General features: G+C 61.9%; 23 protein-coding genes and 1 pseudogene. 6 read left to right on the plus strand and 18 right to left on the minus strand.

All coding sequences use genetic code 11. From position 1 onward, the window contains the following. From trbL to NUU27_RS20440, 11 genes are all read right to left on the minus strand, one after another. Nucleotides 1-944 (minus strand): P-type conjugative transfer protein TrbL (gene trbL / locus NUU27_RS20390; RefSeq protein ID WP_257764052.1); only part of this gene is annotated, 944 nt, incomplete at its 3' end. A 3-nt stretch (nt 945-947) separates the two neighbouring features. Further along, the gene (gene trbK-alt / locus NUU27_RS20395) at nt 948-1235 is read right to left on the minus strand and encodes a putative entry exclusion protein TrbK-alt (protein WP_257764053.1); all 288 of its coding nucleotides are present in this window, start codon (nt 1233-1235) and stop codon (nt 948-950) included. Nucleotides 1236-1254: 19 nt separating this feature from the next. Next, on the minus strand, nt 1255-2040 hold the full coding sequence (trbJ, locus tag NUU27_RS20400) for a P-type conjugative transfer protein TrbJ (protein ID WP_374567733.1): 786 nt from the start codon (nt 2038-2040) through the stop codon (nt 1255-1257). Beyond that, the gene (gene trbE, locus NUU27_RS20405) at nt 2037-4529 is read right to left on the minus strand and encodes a conjugal transfer protein TrbE (RefSeq protein ID WP_257764054.1); all 2493 of its coding nucleotides are present in this window, start codon (nt 4527-4529) and stop codon (nt 2037-2039) included. Before trbE ends, trbJ begins: the two co-directional genes overlap by 4 nt. 10 nt (nt 4530-4539) lie before the next feature. Continuing rightward, complete coding sequence (locus tag NUU27_RS20410; RefSeq protein ID WP_257764055.1) at nt 4540-4821, minus strand: VirB3 family type IV secretion system protein; 282 nt, start codon at nt 4819-4821, stop codon at nt 4540-4542. Then, a complete protein-coding gene (locus NUU27_RS20415; RefSeq protein WP_257764057.1) occupies nt 4821-5153 on the minus strand; it encodes a TrbC/VirB2 family protein in 333 nt (110 codons plus the stop codon). The genes NUU27_RS20410 and NUU27_RS20415 overlap by 1 nt, the downstream gene beginning before the upstream one ends. Next, nucleotides 5150-6142: a P-type conjugative transfer ATPase TrbB gene (gene trbB / locus NUU27_RS20420; protein WP_257764059.1), complete on the minus strand. Its 993-nt coding sequence runs from the start codon at nt 6140-6142 to the stop codon at nt 5150-5152. The genes NUU27_RS20415 and trbB overlap by 4 nt, the downstream gene beginning before the upstream one ends. 144 nt (nt 6143-6286) lie before the next feature. Continuing rightward, nucleotides 6287-6748: a CopG family transcriptional regulator gene (locus NUU27_RS20425; RefSeq protein WP_257764060.1), complete on the minus strand. Its 462-nt coding sequence runs from the start codon at nt 6746-6748 to the stop codon at nt 6287-6289. A gap of 10 nt (nt 6749-6758) precedes the next feature. Beyond that, entirely contained in the window at nt 6759-8750 is a 1992-nt protein-coding gene (locus tag NUU27_RS20430; RefSeq protein ID WP_257764062.1) for a conjugal transfer protein TraG, read from the minus strand. Nucleotides 8751-9097: 347 nt separating this feature from the next. Beyond that, complete coding sequence (locus tag NUU27_RS20435; protein WP_257764063.1) at nt 9098-10213, minus strand: HAMP domain-containing sensor histidine kinase; 1116 nt, start codon at nt 10211-10213, stop codon at nt 9098-9100. 15 nt (nt 10214-10228) lie between these two features. After that, the gene (locus NUU27_RS20440; protein WP_257764064.1) at nt 10229-10900 is read right to left on the minus strand and encodes a response regulator transcription factor; all 672 of its coding nucleotides are present in this window, start codon (nt 10898-10900) and stop codon (nt 10229-10231) included. Nucleotides 10901-11018: 118 nt separating this feature from the next. Here NUU27_RS20440 and NUU27_RS20445 point away from each other — a divergent pair, with 118 nt between their 5' ends. Further along, a complete protein-coding gene (locus NUU27_RS20445) occupies nt 11019-11498 on the plus strand; it encodes a hypothetical protein (protein WP_257764065.1) in 480 nt (159 codons plus the stop codon). Nucleotides 11499-11626: 128 nt separating this feature from the next. Here the strand turns inward: NUU27_RS20445 and NUU27_RS20450 are convergent, their stop codons facing one another. The 5 genes and pseudogenes from NUU27_RS20450 to NUU27_RS20470 all read right to left on the minus strand — a co-directional run. Beyond that, nucleotides 11627-12097 (minus strand): MerR family transcriptional regulator, encoded by a 471-nt coding sequence (locus NUU27_RS20450; RefSeq protein ID WP_257764066.1) that lies wholly within the window; start codon nt 12095-12097, stop codon nt 11627-11629. 28 nt (nt 12098-12125) lie between these two features. Next, complete coding sequence (locus NUU27_RS20455) at nt 12126-12602, minus strand: DUF1801 domain-containing protein (protein WP_257764067.1); 477 nt, start codon at nt 12600-12602, stop codon at nt 12126-12128. 171 nt (nt 12603-12773) lie between these two features. Further along, the gene (locus NUU27_RS20460) at nt 12774-13064 is read right to left on the minus strand and encodes a hypothetical protein (protein WP_257764068.1); all 291 of its coding nucleotides are present in this window, start codon (nt 13062-13064) and stop codon (nt 12774-12776) included. 3 nt (nt 13065-13067) lie between these two features. After that, nucleotides 13068-13526 carry a DUF1761 domain-containing protein gene (locus NUU27_RS20465; RefSeq protein WP_308219987.1) on the minus strand — a complete coding sequence of 153 codons (459 nt, stop codon included), beginning with the start codon at nt 13524-13526 and terminating at the stop codon, nt 13068-13070. Between the two features lie 51 nt (nt 13527-13577). Beyond that, nucleotides 13578-14177, minus strand: a pseudogene (locus NUU27_RS20470) (TetR/AcrR family transcriptional regulator); the annotation flags it as partial. A 72-nt stretch (nt 14178-14249) separates the two neighbouring features. On the opposite strand from NUU27_RS20470, the gene NUU27_RS20475 reads away from it, so the two are divergent. The 5 genes from NUU27_RS20475 (at nt 14250) to NUU27_RS20495 (ending at nt 18629) form a co-directional block, all read left to right on the plus strand. Next, nucleotides 14250-14660, plus strand: coding sequence for a GFA family protein (locus NUU27_RS20475; protein WP_257764069.1), 411 nt, complete (start codon nt 14250-14252; stop codon nt 14658-14660). 303 nt (nt 14661-14963) lie between these two features. Beyond that, entirely contained in the window at nt 14964-15827 is an 864-nt protein-coding gene (locus NUU27_RS20480) for an SDR family NAD(P)-dependent oxidoreductase (protein WP_257764070.1), read from the plus strand. Then, nucleotides 15824-16681 (plus strand): SMP-30/gluconolactonase/LRE family protein, encoded by an 858-nt coding sequence (locus NUU27_RS20485; RefSeq protein ID WP_257764071.1) that lies wholly within the window; start codon nt 15824-15826, stop codon nt 16679-16681. The genes NUU27_RS20480 and NUU27_RS20485 overlap by 4 nt, the downstream gene beginning before the upstream one ends. After that, nucleotides 16674-17597 (plus strand): LysR family transcriptional regulator, encoded by a 924-nt coding sequence (locus NUU27_RS20490; protein WP_257764072.1) that lies wholly within the window; start codon nt 16674-16676, stop codon nt 17595-17597. The genes NUU27_RS20485 and NUU27_RS20490 overlap by 8 nt, the downstream gene beginning before the upstream one ends. A gap of 48 nt (nt 17598-17645) precedes the next feature. Further along, nucleotides 17646-18629: a LysR family transcriptional regulator gene (locus NUU27_RS20495; protein ID WP_257764073.1), complete on the plus strand. Its 984-nt coding sequence runs from the start codon at nt 17646-17648 to the stop codon at nt 18627-18629. Nucleotides 18630-19025: 396 nt separating this feature from the next. On the opposite strand, the gene NUU27_RS20500 is transcribed toward NUU27_RS20495, so the two are convergent. Both NUU27_RS20500 and NUU27_RS20505 read right to left on the minus strand, forming a co-directional pair. Then, nucleotides 19026-19643 carry a LysE family translocator gene (locus NUU27_RS20500; RefSeq protein ID WP_257764074.1) on the minus strand — a complete coding sequence of 206 codons (618 nt, stop codon included), beginning with the start codon at nt 19641-19643 and terminating at the stop codon, nt 19026-19028. A gap of 167 nt (nt 19644-19810) precedes the next feature. Further along, nucleotides 19811-20132 (minus strand): LysR substrate-binding domain-containing protein (locus tag NUU27_RS20505; RefSeq protein WP_257764075.1); only part of this gene is annotated, 322 nt, incomplete at its 5' end.

Raw genomic sequence — 20132 nt, forward strand, 5'->3', positions numbered from 1 at the left:
CGCACGGCCGCCGCGCCACCGGAAAGCGCTGCAGCACCGCCCTTCGCGCCGAGCATGGCCGCGCCACCAGCGGCCGCACCGCCGGCGAGCACCATGCCGCCTGCGGCAAGGCCGGTGCCGACAGCAGCCCCTGCGCCGAGCTGCGGCCCGCCGCTGACGAGGCCGGACGCAATACCGGGACCGAAGATGCCGAGACCGAGAAGCGAAAGTGCGGCCAGCACGATCGCCATGGCGTCGTCGACGGATGGAGTCTGGCCACCGAAGCCCGCCGTGAACTGCGAGAACAGCGTCGAGCCGATGCCGATGATGACGGCGAGCACTAGAACCTTGATGCCGGAGGATATGACGTTGCCAAGCACGCGTTCGGCCATGAAGGCGGTCTTGCCGAACAGGCCGAACGGGATCAGCACGAAGCCGGCAAGCGTCGTCAGCTTGAACTCGATGAGCGTGACGAAGAGCTGCACGGCCAGGATGAAGAAGGCAAGCAGGACCAGAGCCCATGCGAACATAAGGCAGGCGATCTGGATGAAGTTCTCGAAGAAGGACCAGTAACCCATCAGGTCGGAAATGGAATCGAGCAGCGGGCGCGCGGCGTCGAGTCCGGTCTGCGCCACCTTGCCGGGTCGCATGAGGTCCTGCGCCGTGAAGCTTGTGCCCGAACCTTTGAGGCCAAGGCCGGCGAAGCTGTCGAAGATGATCTTGGCGAGGCTGTTCCAGTTGCCGATGAGATAGGCGAAGACGCCGACGAACAGGGTCTTCTTCACCAGCCGGGCGATGATGTCGTCATCGGCACCCCAGGACCAGAACAGAGCGGCCAGCGTCACGTCGATGACGATCAGCGTCGTGGCGATGAACGCCACCTCGCCGCCGAGCAGGCCGAACCCGCTGTCGATATAGGAGGTGAAGACCCCGAGAAAATTGTCGATGACGCCCGCGCCCTGCATGGCTTACTGCTCTCCTGCGGGTTGAGGTGCGGCGAGCGCGGGCGTGCGGCGCAGGAAGCGGTCGCGGTTCTCGGCCCAGGTGGCGAGGCAGTCGGGATCGCTCACCGCCGCCTCGCCCATCCGCTGGCAGCGGCGCAGGCTCTGGCGCAGCGGATCGGCCGGAGGCTGTAGCGCCGGGGCCGGACGGGCCGGCGCAGGTTCGTCCTTGCGGCTCATCTCGATCACCGTGGCGGTAATGGCGATGGCGACGAATATGATCGCACCCAGCCGGGCCAGCATCTTGCCGTCCATGGTCGCCCCCTCCCGCTCGTCAGTTGTTGCCGTTGCCGAACATCCGCGCATTGCCCGGCTGGTAGCCGGAGCCGGGCGTCAGGAAGCGCTCGCGCTGGACGCGGCCTTGCTCGGCGGCGGTGGCCCGCTCGGCTTCGCTCAAGGCGCCGGCGCGGCCATTGGCCGACATCAGCGCGATCAGGTCGGAAAGCTGCTGGGACTGGAGCGCGAGAAGCTGGTTGCCGGCCTGTGTCGCCTGCAAGGCGCCGGTCGCGCCCTGGCTCTGCCCGACAAGCGCGGACATCTGGGTGCGATTGGTGTCAATGTTGCCGACGACGCCGGCCTGGACGCGCATGGCGTCCTGCAAACCGCCGACCGTGTTCTGCCAGCGGCTGCGGGCATCGACGACAAGCTGCTGATCGGTCGCCGACAGCGAGATGTTGCCGTACTTGCTCTGGAACATCTGGTCGATGTTCTGCACGTCGAAGGCGATGTTCTGCGCCTGGCTCAAGAGCTGCTGTGTGCGCTGCACGTTCTGCTGCAACGTCTGGAGCGAGGAATAAGGCAGGCTCGCGAGATTGCGGGCCTGATTGATGAGCATCGTTGCCTCGTTCTGGAGGCTCTGGATCTGATTGTTGATCTGCTCCAGGGTACGCGCGGCCGTAAGCACGTTTTCGGCATAGTTGGAGGGATCGAAGACGATCCGGCCGAAGCCGAATTGCGCATGAGCCGGGCTAGCCAGCATGGGCGACAGCGCGACGGGCGTGGTGAGCGCCAGGGCCAGCGCTGTAGCGCCGGCCATGCTGGGAATAGGAATACGGGTCATGGAAGGGTCTCCTCTGATTGGGGGGTATCCAGCGCGGCCGGCGCGGCGGTTTCCGGTCGGTCGGCGAGATTGGTGAGGTCGGGGATCAGGTCGGCGGCCCAATCGACGCCGCGCAGGCGGAGCCAGGCGGCGAGAAAGCCGTCGCGGCCATGCTCGGCGACGATGCGTTCGATGGCGATCTGATCGGATTTGGAAGACGCGGCGCAGAGCGCGAGGCCGACTTCGGACAGACCCAGCTCGAACAGGCGGTTTCCCCTGCGGCTCTGACAGTAGTAGTCCCGCTTGGGCGTTGCCCGCGCGAGGATTTCGATCTGCCGGTCATTGAGGCCGAAGCGGCGATAGATGGCCGTGATCTGCGGTTCGATGGCACGCTCGTTCGGCAGCAAGAGCCGCGTTGGGCAGCTCTCGATGATGGCGGGGGCGATATTGCTGCCGTCGATGTCCGACAGGCTTTGCGTGGCGAAGATGACGCTGGCGTTCTTCTTGCGCAGCGTCTTCAGCCATTCGCGGAGCTGGTTCGCGAACCCTTCGTCGTCCAGCGCAAGCCAGCCCTCGTCGATGATGAGCAGCGTCGGGCGGCCGTCGAGCCGGTCGCCGATGCGATGGAAGAGATAGGCGAGCACGGCCGGGGCCGCGCCGGTCCCGACAAGGCCCTCGATCTCGAATGCCTGCACCGAGGCCGAGCCGAGATGTTCGCTTTCGGCATCGAGCAACCGCCCATAGGCGCCGCCGACGCAGAATGGGCGGAGCGCCTGTTTCAGATCGTTCGACTGGAGCAGGACGCTCAAGCCGGTGATGGTGCGTTCCTCGACCGGCGCGGACGCCAGCGAAGTCAGCGCCGTCCAGATATGCTCCTTCACCTCGGGCGTGATCGCGACGCCCTCGCGCATGAGGATGGCGACGATCCAGTCACCGGCCCAGGCGCGTTCATAGGTGTCGTGGATGCGGGCAAGCGGCTGGAGCGAGACGGACGCCTCGTCCCCTTCCGACAGGCCGCCGCCGAGGTCGTGCCAGTCACCGCCCATGGCGAGCGCGGCGGCGCGGATCGAACCGCCAAAGTCGAACGCAAAGACCTGCGATCCTGCATAGCGCCGGAACTGCAAGGCCATGAGCGCAAGCAGCACGGACTTGCCCACGCCGGTCGGGCCGACAATGAGGGTGTGGCCCACGTCGCCGATGTGAAGGGAAAGCCGGAACGGAGTGCTTCCCTCGGTCTTGCCGTAGAGCAAGGGGGGCGCACCGAGATGATCGTTCCGTTCCGGCCCCGCCCACACGGCACTCAGGGGGATCATGTGGGCGAGATTGAGCGTCGAGATGGGCGGCTGGCGGACATTGGCATAGGCATGTCCGGGCAGCGAGCCGAGCCAGGCATCGACGGCATTGACGGTTTCGGGCATGGCCGTGAAATCGCGGCCCTGAACGATCTTCTCGACCAGCCGCAGTTTCTCGTCGGCAAAGCGCGGATCGGCATCCCAGACCGTGACGGTCGCCGTCACGTAGGCCATGCCGGCGACATCCTGCCCAAGTTCCTGCAGGGCCATGTCGGCGTCGGCTGCTTTGTTGGCGGCGTCGGTGTCCACGAGCGCGGATTGCTCGTTGGTCATCACTTCCTTGAGGATCGCCGCGATGCTTTTGCGCTTGGCGAACCACTGCCTGCGGATTTTGGTCAGCAGCCGTGTCGCGTCGGTCTTGTCGAGCAGGATGGCGCGGGTGGACCAGCGATACGGGAAAGCCAGCCGGTTCATCTCGTCAAGCAGGCCGGGCGTTGTCGCAGTCGGAAAGCCGACGATGGTGAGCACGCGCAAATGCCGATCGCCCAGGCGCGGCTCGAGCCCGCCCGTCAAATGCTGATCGGCGAGCAGCGCGTCGAGGTGCATCGGGACTTCCGACACGCGCACGCGATGGCGGTTGGTCGAGATGGTGGAATGCAGATAGGTCAGCGTCTCGCCGTCATCGAGCCAACGGCACTCGGGCATGAAGCCGTCGAGTAGCGCCAGCACGCGGTCGGTACGATCCGTGAAGCCGCGCAGAGCCTCCCATGGATTGACGCCGGATTGCTCGCGGCCCTCGTAAAGCCAGGTTTCCGCTCGCGCGGCGTCCTCGGCTGGCGGCAGATAGAGGAAGGTCAGGAAGTATCCGGACACGAAGTGCGCGCCCGCTTCCTCGAACCCGGCCTTTCGTTCCGCATCGACCAGCGCGGACGCCGCATCGGGAAATCGGCTGTCGGGATAGGTAGCGGCCTCGCTGCGCTGCGCCTCGACGAAGATGCTCCAGCCGGAGCCGAGGCGGCGCACGGCATTGTTGATACGGCCGGCGACGGCGACCAGCTCGGCCGCGACAGCGGAGTCCAGATCGGGTCCGCGAAACTTCGCGGTGCGCTGGAACGAGCCGTCCTTGTTGAGCACGACGCCGGAGCCGACCAATGCGGCCCAAGGCAGATAGTCGGCGAGACGGGTGGCGGTGCGGCGATATTCGGCAAGGTTCATCATGCTCGCGCCCTCACACCGACAAATGACCGGGGATGCGCAGATGCCGGCGGCCGACTTCCACAAACAGCGGGTCGCGCTTCGCCGCCCAGACGGCTGCGAAATGGCCGATGGCCCAGATGGCGATGCCGACCAGCCAGAGGCGCAGGCCGAGGCCCACGGCCCCGGCTAGCGTGCCGTTCATGATGGCGATGGCGCGCGGTGCGCCGCCGAGCAAAATGTGTTCGGTCAGCGCTCTGTGAACCGGAACGGTGAAGCCCGGCACCGCGTCGAGCTGTTCGAGGACGGCCGCCATCAGATGAGCGCCCCGCCGCCGAACGAGAAGAACGACAGGAAGAAGCTCGACGCGGCAAAGGCGATCGATAGGCCGAACACGATCTGGATCAGCCGGCGGAAGCCACCCGACGTGTCGCCGAAGGCCAGCGTCAGGCCGGTGACGATGATGATGATGACGGCGATGATCTTGGCGACCGGCCCCTCGATCGACTGAAGAATGCTCTGGAGCGGCGCTTCCCACGGCATGGAGGAGCCGGAAGCATGGGCGGCGGGCGCCATGAACAGGCTGACATAGGTGACGGTCGCGGCCGTCGCGATGTGGCGGCGGAAACGTAAGACGTTGCGGATCATGAAGGGTCTCCTGTCGGGGTGGTTGCCAAAGTGATCGGATGCGTGATGCGGTAGTCGCCGTCCGGGCCGAGCCCTTCGACGCGGGCGAGTTCGGCAAGCCGGCGCGCGGAACCGCGGCCGGAAAGCACGGCAACAAGGTCGATGGTCTCGGCGATCAACGCGCGCGGGACCGTGACGACGGCCTCCTGGATGAGCTGTTCGAGCCGGCGCAGTGCCCCGATGCCGGTGCCGGCATGGATGGTGCCAATGCCACCGGGATGTCCTGTGCCCCAGGCTTTGAGCAGGTCGAGCGCTTCGGAGCCGCGGACTTCGCCGATGGGAATACGGTCAGGGCGAAGGCGCAGTGACGAGCGAACCAGATCGGAAAGCGTCGCCACGCCATCCTTCGTTCGCATGGCAACAAGGTTCGGGGCGGCGCATTGCAGTTCGCGCGTGTCCTCGATGATGACGACCCGATCCGCCGTCTTAGCGACCTCGGCGAGCAGCGCGTTGGTGAGCGTCGTCTTGCCGGTGCTGGTGCCTCCGGCGACGAGGATGTTGGCGCGTATCGCGACAGCTTCTCGCAGCGTTGCGGCCTGGTCGGTGGTCATGATGCCGCCGGTGACGTAGTCGTCGAGGGTGAACACCGCGACGGCGGGCTTGCGGATGGCGAAGGCGGGTGCTGCGACGACGGGCGGCAACAGGCCCTCGAACCGCTCGCCGGTCTCGGGAAGCTCCGCCGAGACGCGGGGGGCTCGCGGATGAACCTCCGCGCCGACATGATGGGCGACCAGGCGCATGATGCGTTCGCCGTCGGCGGCGGACAGCATCTCGCCCGTGTCGGCAAGACCTTCGGAGAGCCGGTCCACCCAGATGCGGCCATCCGGATTCAGCATCACCTCGACCACCGCCGGGTCTTCGAGAAATCGCGTGATAGACGCGCCGAGCGCCGTGCGCAGCATGCGTGCGCCGCGTGCGATCGCCTCCGGTCTATGGTGGTTGGCAGTCATGTCGGCCCCGTTCTTCACGGGGTGCTCGACTGACGGTCCCCGCATCGGGGTCGATTAAGAAAGCCCCAAATCGAGCGGGTTCAACAAGTATTTACGCGCGTGCGGCGGTCGGCGGCCATCGGCGGCAAATAGGATGGGTTGAATCTAAGCAGCGTCGCCATCAGCCTCGGGCTGATCTTGCAATGGACTGTCAGAAAGCGAATCTATGTCGCGCGACAACTCTTTCAGAAACCTGTCTCCCGTCGCCAGACGCTTGCCGAGCGTCTGCATGAAACCCTCGAATCGCTCCAACCCTTTCGCCCGTGCCGACTCTTTCGCAGAGTCCGGCAACGGCGGCGTGATGGTCAGCCAGAAGCGGATGAACAGCGAGAGGGTCTCGCCGATCACGGCGAGATCTTCGTCGAGCGTGTCGATCTGACGGCCGAGTTTGTCCAGGCGGCGCGACATGGCCGCTTCCAGCCGATCCGACGCATCCCCCGACAGGAAGGACGCGACGGCGGCCTCGATGATGGCGGACTTCGACACCTTGCGCCGCAATGACAGCGCCTCGACCTGCTTGAGCAGGTCCGGGGCGAAGTAGACGTTCATCCGGGTGCGGTTTGTCATCGGCGGCCCCTCAAAGTTCGATGCCGTCATTGGGGTCCAGCGATGCTTGCCGCGCGACCATCCGCATGCGCTGGCGCATGGCGCGGGCCTTGGCCGCGTCGATGTCAGGTTCGTCGTCCAGTAACTCGAACTCCTGCGTCGGCGGCGCAGGCGGCGGAACGATTTCCTCATCCTCCGGCAATTCCGGCTCGCGGCGGATGCCTGTATTGGCCGGATCGCCCTCGGTCGCGCCGGCTGCGTTCGCGGTGGAAGGGCTCGCGGGTGCGATCACGCGGCTTGTCCAGTCGTCGGACGATGCCGGTTGAGCGGCAACCGGAACGGCGGCTAGGTCGGGCGGCAGCAGGATGCGTTCCTGAAAGCGCGCGTCCTCGAAATAGCGCGCCTTCTTCGCCCGGATCGGCGGCGTGCCCGCGACCATGACGATCTCGTCGCCAGGTGGGAGTTGCATGATTTCGCCGGGCGTCAGCAGCGGCCGCGCAGTCTCCTGCCGCGAGACCATCAAATGCCCCAACCAGGGCGCCAGCCTGTGGCCCGCGTAGTTGGTGGAATCGCGCAGCTCGGTCGCGGTGCCGAGCGCGTCGCTCACCCGCTTGGCCGTGCGCTCATCGTTGGTCGCAAAGCTGATGCGCACATGGCAATTGTCGAGGATCGCATTGTTCGGCCCATAGGCGCGCTCGATCTGGTTGAGGCTCTGCGCGATCAGGAATGACTTGAGACCGTAGCCCGCCATGAAGGCGAGCGCGGATTCAAAGAAGTCGAGACGGCCGAGCGCCGGAAACTCGTCCAGCATCAACAACAGGCGATGGCGCTTGCCGGACGTATTCAATTCCTCCGTCAACCGCCTGCCAATCTGGTTGAGGATCAGGCGGATGAGCGGCTTGGTGCGGTTGATGTCGGACGGCGGAACGACGAGGTAGAGCGTGACGGGATTCCGACTGCCGACCAGATCGGCGATACGCCAGTCACAACGCGCCGTCACGCGCGCCACAACGGGATCGCGATACAAGCCAAGGAACGACATGGCCGTGCTGAGCACGCCCGACCGCTCGTTCTCCGATTTGTTCAACAGCTCGCGGGCCGACGAGGCGATGACGGGATGAACGCCAGCTTCGCCGAGATGCGGGGTGCCCATCATGGCGCGCAAGGTGGCTTCCACCGGACGGCGCGGATCGGACAGGAAGTTGGCGACGCCCGCCAGCGTCTTGTCCTTCTCCGCATAGAGGACATGCAGGATCGCGCCGACCAGCAGCGAATGGGAGGTCTTTTCCCAATGGTTGCGCTTGTCGAGACTGCCTTCGGGATCGACCAGAATATCCGCAATGTTCTGCACGTCGCGGACTTCCCATTCGCCCTGGCGCACCTCCAGCAGCGGGTTGTAGGCGGACGATCTGGCATTGGTCGGATCGAACAGCAGGACGCGGCCGTGCTTTGCCCGGAAGCCCGCCGTCAGGGTCCAATTCTCTCCCTTGATGTCATGGACGATGCAGCTTCCCGGCCAGGTCAATAAGGTGGGGACGACCAACCCGACGCCCTTGCCGCTACGGGTCGGCGCGAAACACAACACATGCTCGGGACCATCGTGGCGCAGATAGTCGCGGTCATACTGGCCGAGCACGACGCCATCCGGGCCGAGCAGACCGGCGGTGCGGATTTCCTTGTCTTCGGCCCATCGCGCCGAGCCATACGTCGCGACGTTGCGGGCTTCCCGCGCGCGGATGATCGACATCATGATGGCGGCGCCGATGGCCATGAGGCCACCGGACGCCGCTATGACGCCGCCCTCGACGAAGATCGACGGCGCATAAGCGTCGAACGCATACCACCACCAGAACAGCGCGGGAGGGTAGTAGATCGGCCAGCCGGCCAGATCGAACCACGGGTTGCCAAGCTGCGCCTGAAAGCCGAGCCGCCACGCCGTCCATTGCGTCGCCGCCCAGGTCGTCACCAGAACGATGGTAAAGACGACGGCGATCTGACCCCAGAGTATTCGGCCTCCGCGCATACAGGCTCCAATCGGCAAAAGAGATGGAGCCGATCAGAGGATAGGCATTCGCGCGAGAGGCAACAGGAAAGACGATGCTGGAGAACTACCGGATACTATCGGCGGTAAATAGGATGGGTTGCGTTTACGCAAATGTCCGCGTTGTGCTGGTGAAGAATTGCACGAAACGAATCGCAGCGTTTAGTCTGCTCGGATCGACCGGCCCATTTTGGTCGCTAGATCGAGCAGGTTTCGGAGGGCTGCACTCCGGTTGACCGTTGACGGTCCTTGTGAGCACCTCGGCGAGAAAGCCGCGCGGCTCACCGGAGGCCTTTGCCGTGGCACAGGGCATGCAAGCAATTCTTCGATCAACAGTGTAAGGGTTGGGCGGCGGTCGGGAGCACGGGTAGCTGGACCACGACGCGCAGTCCGCCGGAGGGGCGAGGTGCAAGGGTCAAGGTGCCGTCGTGAGCCTGGGCAATGCTTCTGACAATCGCCAAGCCTAAACCCACACCAACTTGCCCCGTGTGAACGCGCCCGGTTCCGCGCTGAAACGGCTCGACAAGAACCGCAACGGAGTTAGGAGAAAGTTCCTCGCCCGTATTTTCAACGACAAGCATGACCTGCCCAAGCCGAACGTCAGTCGTGACCCAGACTGTACCCCGCTCAGGAAGGTTGTGCACGATCGCATTGTGCACAAGGTTTGTCGCCATCTGCAGAAGCAGCGTGTTTGAACCGATAACGGGGGCGGCGGCGCAAGAGGTTTCTATCGCGACACTGTGTTTTTCGGCTATAAGGAGAAGTGCCTCGATGGCTTCTTCCGCGACGAGAGACAAGTCGACCTGAGCTTTGGTGAATGCACGTTGGTCTGCACGACTGAGGACAAGCAGTGCCTCGGTTAGGTCGATCGCTCGGGCGTTAACATCGTGCAGGCGCTCCACAAGCTCGCCGGCGTTGCGGTTCGGATCATTCCGGGCGACATCCAGAAGAGTCTGCGTGATAGCCAATGGGGTGCGCAGTTCGTGTGACGTATTGGCTGCGAACCTCTGCTGTTCTGCGACGTGCGCTTCAATGCGCTCGAGCATGGCGTCGAAGGCGTCGGCGAGTTCGCGGAATTCGTCTTTGTGGCCCTGCAATCCTATCCGGTGCGACAGTGACCCTTCCGCCACCATGCGGGTTACGTTTGTGATCCGCGTCAAAGGAGCGATCATCCGCCCGGCGAGAACCCACCCTCCAAGCAGTCCGAACACCAACAGGAATGCCATGACACCGACTGCCGCCGGGCCGAATATGATGGGGCCGAAATTGGTTGGGTCGAATGCACGCAAAAGGTTTGAAGGAGCTGGAACGAATATGCTGACGGACGTACCCCGCAGCAGGAAAATCCACACTACGGCGAGCAGCAAAGTGCCTCCTACCATCAGGAATGCTGCGTAGCTCAGGGCGAGCTTAAGGCGCACGCTCAAGCCAGGCGCTCTATCCATGGCTTTGTCTCCAGGCTAACTATCGCGTTGCGCATTGATGCGGTAGCCAACGCCGAGCACCGTATCAATCAACCAAGGCTGGCCGAGGCGTTTGCGCAACGCAGAGACAGTGATGCGCACGGCGTTGGTGAATGGGTCCGCGTTTTCATCCCACGCCCGCTCCAAGAGTTCCTCGGCGCTGACGACACCGCCCTCGGCGGCGGCAAGAACCTCAAGAACGGCGAACTGTTTGCGCGTCAACGCAATGTAGCGACCGTCACGATAGACCTCTCGTCGGAACGGATCCACGCGTAGCCCGGCGATCTCCCGCACCGGTGGTCTGTTGCGTGCTCGTCGGCGGTCGAGAGCCCGGAGCCTCAGCACGAGCTCCCGAATTTCGAAGGGCTTTGTTAGGTAATCGTCTGCGCCGATTTCAAAACCTGAGGCCTTGTCATCGAGGCGGGCTGCGGCGGTGAGCATGAGGATCGGAACGCCACTGGCCGAGGCTACGATGCTTTTGGCAACCTCGTCGCCGGAAGGGCCGGGAATGTCTCGATCGATGATGGCGGTGTCGTAGACGTTGATGCCGAGCAGTTCCAGCGCTGTGTCGCCGTCGCCAGCTATGTCGGCAGCGATTGCTTCCAACCGCAGACCATCGCGGATGGCGCCTGCCAGATAGGGTTCGTCTTCTACGATCAAAACGCGCATCACACCTCGATACTAGGGCTTGGAATGTATCGTCAGCATATCGAAAACTACATACGTCACCAGAACGTTCGGCGCTTTAGGTTGAAATCTCCATCAACCCTGTTTTGGAGAAATCACGATGCTGAGAACTTACACAAACCGCCACAAAACGAAGCTGTTGCTTTTGAACGCGGCGGTGATCGCCGCACTGTCCGTTTGGGGAAGTCCGGCAGATGCCAGGGACGTTGAAAAAGCCGTCGTCTATGCGCAATGTATGCGCGCGAACGGTTTTCCCGACTTTCCTGATCCGGACGCTGGAGGACGCATCCTCCTTCGCCAGCGGCTCGACGATCGATCAGCACCTGCCCTCCGGACAGCTCACAAAGCCTGCAATGACCTGGCGCCGGAAGGTTGGGCATCGGAGCGTCCGGACCCCGAGCGGAAGGCGAAGTTGCTCGGCTTCGCGCAATGTGTGCGGGACGAGGGCATCGCCGATTTTCCTGATCCAAGCAGCGAAGGCCAGTTTGACTTCGCTACCATCACTGACAGCCCGGAACTGAAATCCGCGATGGAAACCTGCAGGCAAGCCAAAGGCGTGATCGTCGGTTTTGGCGGCTAGTGCAGCTCTGGGAACTTTGATTATCGTCGCGCCGATCCTGATCGGCGCGACGGCTATCGTCATGGTGCGCGTCATGGCAGCCCGAAAGGATCAGAGAACTCGGACGGTAGGGTAGTACGCGTGCATCATCAAAATACGCCACGGTCATCTCGTCTTGTTGGGCGGCTGCCAACGATTTTTTTGGAATTGGCAGGCGTGCCTCGCACCTGCTTTGGTTGAGGTGCTCCCCGTCTTTGGATCGCCCCGGGCGGGAATTTCTGGACAGGTTCGCCATGTGTTTGAGAAACACTCACGGCTCTCTGCGCATTCTCAATCTGAATCTCAAGTGCCACAACCTGGCGACCCAGCGTCTTGTGCCAACCTGGCCGATCGGCCTTCGGATCAATGGTCGTCGCAATATCGTCAAGCCGCATGAGACCGGCACTCCGCAACAAATGGAATGGCGCCAGCCGCCTGAGTCCCATCATTCCGTAATATCGCAGTCCCGATCGTCGCAGTGCGGGCTTCGGCAGCTCGATCTCTTCGTAAAATCCCAGCTCGGAAGGCTCCATCCCGAAGCGCTCCGCCACATCGCCAATCGGGACAACAACTTTCGACATAGGAAAACTTCCGCGCATTACAGCCCAGTCACCCCTCTCGGTAGCGAACAGGGTTATTTGGATCATCGCCGAATATCTCAGCAGATTTGGCAATCAAATCGGCGATCGCATCGATCTTCAGATCGCCAAACTCCACAAAGCTGAAATTGTTGCGGCCGGAGCGTTTCTCTCCCAGGCGTCCTTTGTAAAGGTCCACGATAGGCGCGCCGTCGACCGTAATGGAGAAATACAAGCTAATGTAGTTCTTCTGGAGAGCGAGACCGATAACCGGCCAGTCCGTAGCTTTGCCTGACTTTATGGAATAGCGAAACTTTCCGTAGCCAATCATCTTCATGCGCATGCCAGCGTCGCCGGCCGGGGTGCCTTGGTGAAAGTGGCGTTTGAGTGCGGGGGCCGATTTACGGATCAAAGCGTCAAGCTGATCCAGGTCATCTTTCCGCGCCGGGTCGAAGTTGAGATACTCGGTTAGCGTATTGGCTGTCACTTGGAACACGATGTCCTCCATGCCGTGAGCCAATCGTAGACTCGGGGATGTAGAGATGCCCGCCATGCCAACATGGCGTTGTGTGCTTCGATTCATTTCTCGATCCAATCCATCAATGCTGGGACTGAACACCCAAAAATAGGAATGGATACGATCCACCGGACCATACTCATCGACTCCTCCCTGTTTCGTTCAGACCTTGTGCAGTCTCAGCGGCCTGGTCTTCTCACGCTTGATGATGCCCTTGGCCTCGAGATCCATTTGCACCGCTTTCATGTACCAGCCGGCTTTCGCGCCGCCCGGGAACAGGGCATCAGGCAGAAGCGGCAGCACTGCGGTCGAGAGAGCCTCGTAGGTCAGCCCAGGCGTCGTTTTCGGTAGTACCTTGAGGAACGCCGCCTTCATTGCTTCATACATGTCGGCGTCGACTTCCTTGGCATAATTCGGATGGTTCGGGTTCTGCAGCACGATTGTCTCGCCCATCGATCATACCCCCTGTGCGATCGCCGCCGGCCGCTTGCGCCAGACGCCGAGTATGACGCTGACCAGCACGGATTTCATCAGGGCGTCGCCGCTGTGGATGGCGTATAGCTGCCACGGATAAGCCTCGTGGATCACCGAGCCGGCGATCGCCATCGCCTGAAAGCCGAGCCAGACCACGAGGCCCACGCGCAAGGCGCCGACCCAGGTCCTGGCGCCGGTGGCGACGATCAGCCACGCCAGGGACGAGACGACGACGAGTTCGCGTATGAACTGCGCAATGATCTGCGCCCCGCTTGGTCCTGCTGACGCGTCGATGCCGGCGAGTTCCATCCACACCTCGCCCAATGGACCGGCATAGTAGAATACGCTGGCGACAAAAGCCGCGACGGTGGCCACGAAGACTGCGATTGGGTTGATCTTGGTCATGTCGATCTCCGGAATTGCTATACACCAATGACGCATGAGGCCGGCTGATATCGACAGAGCTAAAAATTTTTTTCTCGTGATGTCGAAATCTTCCGTGAGGTTGAAGAGGTATCGAATGTACCGTTCCAGATGATCGAGACTTTCCTGCGCCAAAGCGGGATCTTTGCCGGCCTTTGCCAGGACGAAACCGCCCTGCAGAACCGCCTGTGTATGACGGGCAAGGCTCGCCGCCGACCAGTCGGCTGTAATGCCGTGCTCGCGCCGCGCCTGTTCGATGTCATCCTCTAGTGTCGCTGTATGGCCGAACATGCTGTGGCCACAGGCATCGCGAATATCCGGCGCTGTCTCGAAAACCTCCTGCGCCATCGTGCCGACGAGGCAAGTGAATTCCTTTAGATCGCCGGTAATGCTTGCCTTGCGAAACGCCACATAGGCGAGGATCCGCGCCAGTGCATCACCGGGCTCGTGATAGGGCGCTTCGGCGAAGAGGGTCGACGCCGTCTCTGCCCAAAACTCCGCCGCAGCCACGCCGAGAGCCTCCTTGCTCCCGAAACGATGAAAGAACGCGCCCTTGGTGACGTCGGCGGCCTTGCACAGGTCGTCGACGCTTGTTGCCGCAAAGCCCTTTCCACGAATGATGTCGCGCGCCGCTTCGAGAAGGCGGAGCCGCGCACCGCCCACTGCAATGAATTGCGGTTCGGGCCTGCGCTCCAGCCCTCAATCCAACGTGATCTCACCGTGCGAGCGGGAGGAGTTTCCATGGCCATTGCCCGATGCGCCTGCGGCGCCCTAAGACTGATACTTAGCAGACCGCCGGAATTGACCGCGCTGTGTCATTGTTCCGCTTGCCAGAGAAGAGCTGATTCGCCCTTGAGCGCTAATGCGTTCTACTCGATTGACTGTGTCGAAATTTCTGGGACGTCTACGGAATTCGTTCGTGCTGCCGAAAGCGGTCGCAAGGTCCGAATGCATTTTTGCTCAACTTGTGGCTCGACCGTTTATTGGAAGGCCGACGCCTCGCCATCCTGGATCGGGGTGGCGGTAGGTTCAATTGCGGACCCGGCCTTCACCGCACCCGCCATTTCAATACTCGAGCAATCGAATCATCGATGGGTGCAGTTTGACGAAACGGTAGAACCTTTCCAAGGCCTCCCAAGCAACCAAGATTAGCATCAATCGACGTGAGGAGCCTGGCAGTCTGTGGACGCACGGAACTTTGGCTTTCCACCGCCCCTGACCGAGGCAGTACGCCACTTCGTCGAGCGAATGGCGGCCGGCGTCGATCAACTGAACCGTGCCGTGAAGACCACAGGTAATGGCGGTGGCGGGGGGAACGAAGCACATCGGCCAGCGTCATTCTTCAATCGCCAAACCCATCTGTGCAATATATTTTCTATATCGTAACCTCAGGAACAAGATATTTGAAATATCGTTCTTGGCCCTCCATCTTCATCATGAGAAGGGGAGCTTCAGGTGAATTTCGAGAACAGAACAGTGCTTATCACAGGTGCCGGCCGCGGCCTTGGCTTCGCATATGCCCGCACCCTCGCCGAACTTGGTGCGACCGTGATCATGCATGATATCGGTGCAGATTCTAGCGGCTTGGGCAGCAACCCGCAGGTTGCGGAAGACGCTGCTGCTCTTTTGCGCGCTGACGGCTACAATGCCGTGGCGACGAGTGGTTCGCTGGATTCACGCATCGGCTGCCGCGCGCTGATCGACCAGACCATCGCACATCATGGACGCCTAGATGGACTTATCCATAACGCTGGCTGGGTTACCTATCAGCCTATCGAAGAAATCGAGGAAACCGCGTTCGATCACATGATGGCAATTGGTGCCAAAGCCCCGCTTTGGCTCGCGCAAGCGGCATGGCCTGCGATGAAGGACGCCGGCTACGGGCGCATCGTGCTCACAACATCATGCCGGGCGATCTATCCGCAATATGTGCATAAAGGCCTTGCCTCCTATGCCGCCGCGAAGATGGCTGCAGTTGGCGTGGTCAATGTTTTGGCGGCGGAGGGCGCAGACCATGGCATCGTCGTCAACGCTATTTCGCCTGTCGCGAAAACGCGCATGTGGGGCGTCGAAGGCGAGCCTGATGAGCTTCGGCCCGCGAAAGTTGCGCCGGGTGCGGCGTTCCTCGCTTCGGAAGCTTGCGTTGAAGGCGGGTGGATATTGCGGGCAGCAAATGGACAGTTCCATGCAACGCGAGCCGCTGAGGCCGTCGGCGTGGACTATCCTCGCGATCTCCTTGGCATGCGGGCGGCGACGGCGGATGCCGTCGCCGCACAATGGTCGCGCATCGCGGTCCCAGCCGTGGAGCCGCGATCATGAGTACCGTGTCGATTGTCCTCGAAAGCCGGGCGCTGCTCGGAGAATGCCCACTATGGAGCCGGTCGCGAAATAGGTTGCTGTGGGTGGACACACTTGCGCCCACGCTCAACCTGTTCGATCCCATTTCGGGCGAGAATGAAGCGACCGCCGTTTCCGCACCACTAGGCTTCGTTGCCGAGCGCGGCAGCGACCTGTTCCTAGGCCTTGGCTGCGACGTTGCCAAACTCGATAATGAAGGAACAGTGCGTAAGATCGCGTCCGCGCCGCATGCGGCAGCAGGCTTCCGCCTCAACGACGCGCGCTTCGATGTTCGGGGCCGCCTCTGGATAGGTCTTATGGACGAAGCGCTGACCGAGGGATCGGGCAGGCTTTACCGGCTCGATCCAGATGGTTCGTGGCACGAAGGCGATAGCGGCTTCACGCTGATTAACGGGCTGGACTGGTCCCCGGACAGCCGCACGCTCTATGTCACGGATTCCCGGCGGGGAACGATCTATGCCTACGATTTCAACCCAGAGGTGGGGACAGTTAGCAATCGGCGGGTGTGGTTCCAGATGAACATTGCCGAAGGGAAACCCGATGGGTTGCTGGTCGATCCTCGCGGTTATGTCCTGTCCGTACTGTTCGATGGCGCGGCCGTTCTTCGGCTCGCGCCCGATGGCAGTCTCGCCGGACGCGTCGAACTTCCGGTTCCCCGACCGACAAGTTGCGCGCTGTCCCCCGATCGAAGCCGCCTGTATGTGACCACCGCGCGGCTTGGACTCAGCGCCAGCGAGCTTGAGGCCGCTCCCTGGTCGGGGGCCTTGCTGGCGCTGCCCTATCCCGGCGGAACCGAGGAATCATATGATGGTTGACCTTCGCCAGTTACGCCAGTTCATCGCGGTTGCGGAAGAATTGCATTTCCATCGTGCCGCTGCACGCCTGAATATGTCGCAGCCACCTTTGACGATGGCGATCCGCAAGCTCGAAGAAGAAATCGGCATCGAGCTTATTGAACGCGGCAATCGAACCTTTGGGTTGACGGCGGCCGGGCGCGTATTTCTTGAGGAGGCCCGGCAAACACTTCTGCAAGCGGAGCGTTCTGTGTCCGCTGCAAGAGAAACGGCGGCTGGGCGAACCGGACTCGTGCGTCTCGGCTATGTCGGCAGCTCCCTTTATGGCCGTCTGCCGGATGCCATCCGGGCGTTTCGCGAAACCCATCACGAAGTCCGGCTCGAATTGCTGGAGGCGACCACAGCTCAGCAAGTGGAGCGCATCCGGGAAGGTGGCTTGGACATCGGCCTCCTTATTCCGTCCGTTCCTGATGCAGGAGACCTTTCGTTTCAGCCTTTTGACACCGACCGCCTGTGCATCGCGCTACCCCGGTCGCACTCGCTGGCTGGAGTCAAGAACATATCGGTAAGCGACCTTGTCCACGAGAACTTCGTCTTATGGCCCGCTGTCGAGGGGCGCAGCTTTCATGTCCAAGTGATCCGACTATGTGCCGACGCCGGCTTTGTCCCGATGGTCGTTCAGGAAGCGCATGGGATGCACGCGGTTCTGTCCCTTGTCGCTGTCGAGGCCGGGATTTCGATAGTGCCGGAGAGTATGATGGGTTTTCGAAATGACCGGATTGTCTATCGCCCCATCGCCGGTGACGATGCCTCTTTCGACTTGTCATTCTGTTTTCGCGAGCCCGTCTCCAATCCGGCGCTTGCACAATTCCTGAAAACCATCGCGCAGCCTCAACGTCGCTCGAGATCGGCCGCGGGAAAAAAGGGCAGGAACTGACTCATGCGGCGGCGGCGTTCGGCACCAATAGTTGATCGCCGATGGGGGATGCCCACCTCACTTGGGTCACGCATCCCTCTCGCATCGCTGATCCAGGCGCTCGCCGTTGCCGAGTATCTAAACTTCCGCCATGCAGCGAACGCGCTAGGCATAGCGCAATCCAGCGTCAGCGCGCGTGTGAAGGCGCTGGAGGAGGATCTTGGTATCCTGCTGTTCGAGCGTCACGCTCGCGGCGTTCGGCTGACCGAGGCCGGACGCCATTTCGTCGAGCGGATAGCGGCGGGCGTCGATCAACTCGACCATGCGATAAAGACCGCCGGCATGGCGGCAGCCGGAGAAAGCGGTCGGCTTCGCATCGGTATCCATGCCCTGATCCCTCGCAGCTTCCTGCCAAAGCTGATCGGTCAATATCGCGAAGACCACCCCGGCGTCGAAGTCGAGTTGACCGAAGGCACGGCCCGCGATGCGGTAATGCAGCTTCGCGCCAACCGGTTGGATGTGGCGTTCGTCGCGGGCACGCCCGATCTACCCGACTGCCATTCCCGTCGTATATGGACCGAACCGCTCTTGGCGGTACTACCGGAGCGGCATCCGCTCGCCGGGCGGTCGGCTGTCACATGGGCCGATCTGGCCGGCGAGACGTTCCTTGTTCGGCATGGCGGCACCGGCCCGCAGGTTCATAGCCACATCGTGCTACGCCATGCCGGGCGCTGGCCCGCGCCGTCGATCGTGCGCTTCGACGTGGGGCGCGGCGCGCTGCTGTCCATGGTCGGACAGGGTTTCGGCCTCACCATCGTCGGAGCGGCCACGTCGCTGTTGCCGACAACCGGTATCGCCTTCATGCCTTTCGCGGATGAGCCTGAGCCAGTTCCTTTCTCAGCCGTGTGGTCGCCATTCAACGGCAGCCCGGCACTCCGGAACTTGCTGGGCCTTGCAGATCAGATGCGTCGAGGATTGGGAAATGATCGGCCGGGAAGCCTTTCTGCTTGGGACGGAGAGTCGGGGTGCCGTCATCCCGGCAAGGGTATGTGATGCAGATACGGCGCGGGGTGAGCGCAGACGCAAGTCGCGCGATGGCGGGCAACGCTGCGATATTTGATGTCTCCGCGCCGCCCGCCCTTGGCTACGCCTGAGCCTGCTGCGACTTATCGCGTGCATCTGCTTGTTCAGCCTCGAACGCCATCTGCCCGAGCTTCATCCAGACGCCGCGCGCGCAGGCGTGCCATCGTTTCTCGGGCCGACCCTTCGACCATTCCTATAGCGATAGCAGGATGCGCAGCGGAATCCGCGCCGCCCGCCTTGCGCCAACTGAGGCGCTGGGTAGGGCATAGCCAAATTCGCACCCTTCGATCAGGCCGAGGCTACAGTTGAGGTCGACACCGTCTCGCCGGAAACGTCACAAGAGCGGTGAGCCGTTCAATAGATCGGCTACGCAGCCAGCTTCAGTCCAAACGCCACAAAAACACCTCCGGTTAGACGGTCCAGCGTCTTGACCGCCTTGGGCTGACGAAGAAATTTGACGAGCGGGCCCGTTAGGGCAATTACGGTGAAAAACCAGAGAAAAGTAATGAAGACATGTATAATCGTCAAGAAAAACACGCCCAAAGTCATATTCTCTGCGGCCGGTACAAATTGCGGCAGGAACGCCGCATAGAACACGCCTATTTTTGGATTAAAGAGATTCGATAGAAATCCTTGCAGAAAGGCGCTTTTCAGACGATTCTCGGGAGTCCATTTTCCAACAGTGAGCAGTGAATTTCTTGGTTTGATCAATAGCCTTACCCCCAAGAAAATAAGGTAGGCAGCGCCGCTGAATTTCAAAACCGCGTATGCTAGCTCTGACGCGCGCAATAGCGCTCCCAGTCCCAGCGCTACGGCTGTTCCCCAAGCGAGGCATCCGAGTGCAATTCCTGATGCCGCAGCAACGGCAGGCCATCGACCTTCGACGGTCACGGCTCGAAGGATCATAGCCGTATCCAAGCCCGGCGTGATCACCAAAACCGAAGCGGCGGCAAGGAAAGCGATAAGTAGCGGTAGGTCAATCACGAGATAGTCCTATTGTCATACGCCTTTATTTTTGTGAATCCCGTTACGAGGGATGGCATGTTGTTTCAGAATCCTTTTCCATTCTGCCCACCTCGATCGGATGATGTGAGTGGATCGAGGAGCCTTTCTCGTTGGATGAGCAGGCTGCGAAGCGTCGCCATTGATGATCACTCGCTCGTGTCGGTCGCAACCGTCGCGCTAGTCGACCTCCGGCTGTTTTGCCGCAGCCAAGTTCGAATACCCGTGGGCCGCGGATTGATCTTCAGGAACTGCTCGAGCGCCGGATTGGAAACGGAGTGCGAGCGAGGTAGCGCGATGCACAGGCGGTCGGTGTCGAAAGGCTGAAACGAAAAGTCTCCTGCATCGGGAACGGACGGAATAAGAAGGCCGATATCCATTCCGCCCTCGCGGATGCGCTCCAGTTGTTGGGCCGCGGTCGCCTCCAGCAATTCGAGCCGGACTTCGGGTGGGTTTCGCGAACCGCGGATG

Origin of the sequence: Nitratireductor sp. ZSWI3, assembly GCF_024655565.1 — a bacterium.
Classification (GTDB): domain Bacteria; phylum Pseudomonadota; class Alphaproteobacteria; order Rhizobiales; family Rhizobiaceae; genus Nitratireductor.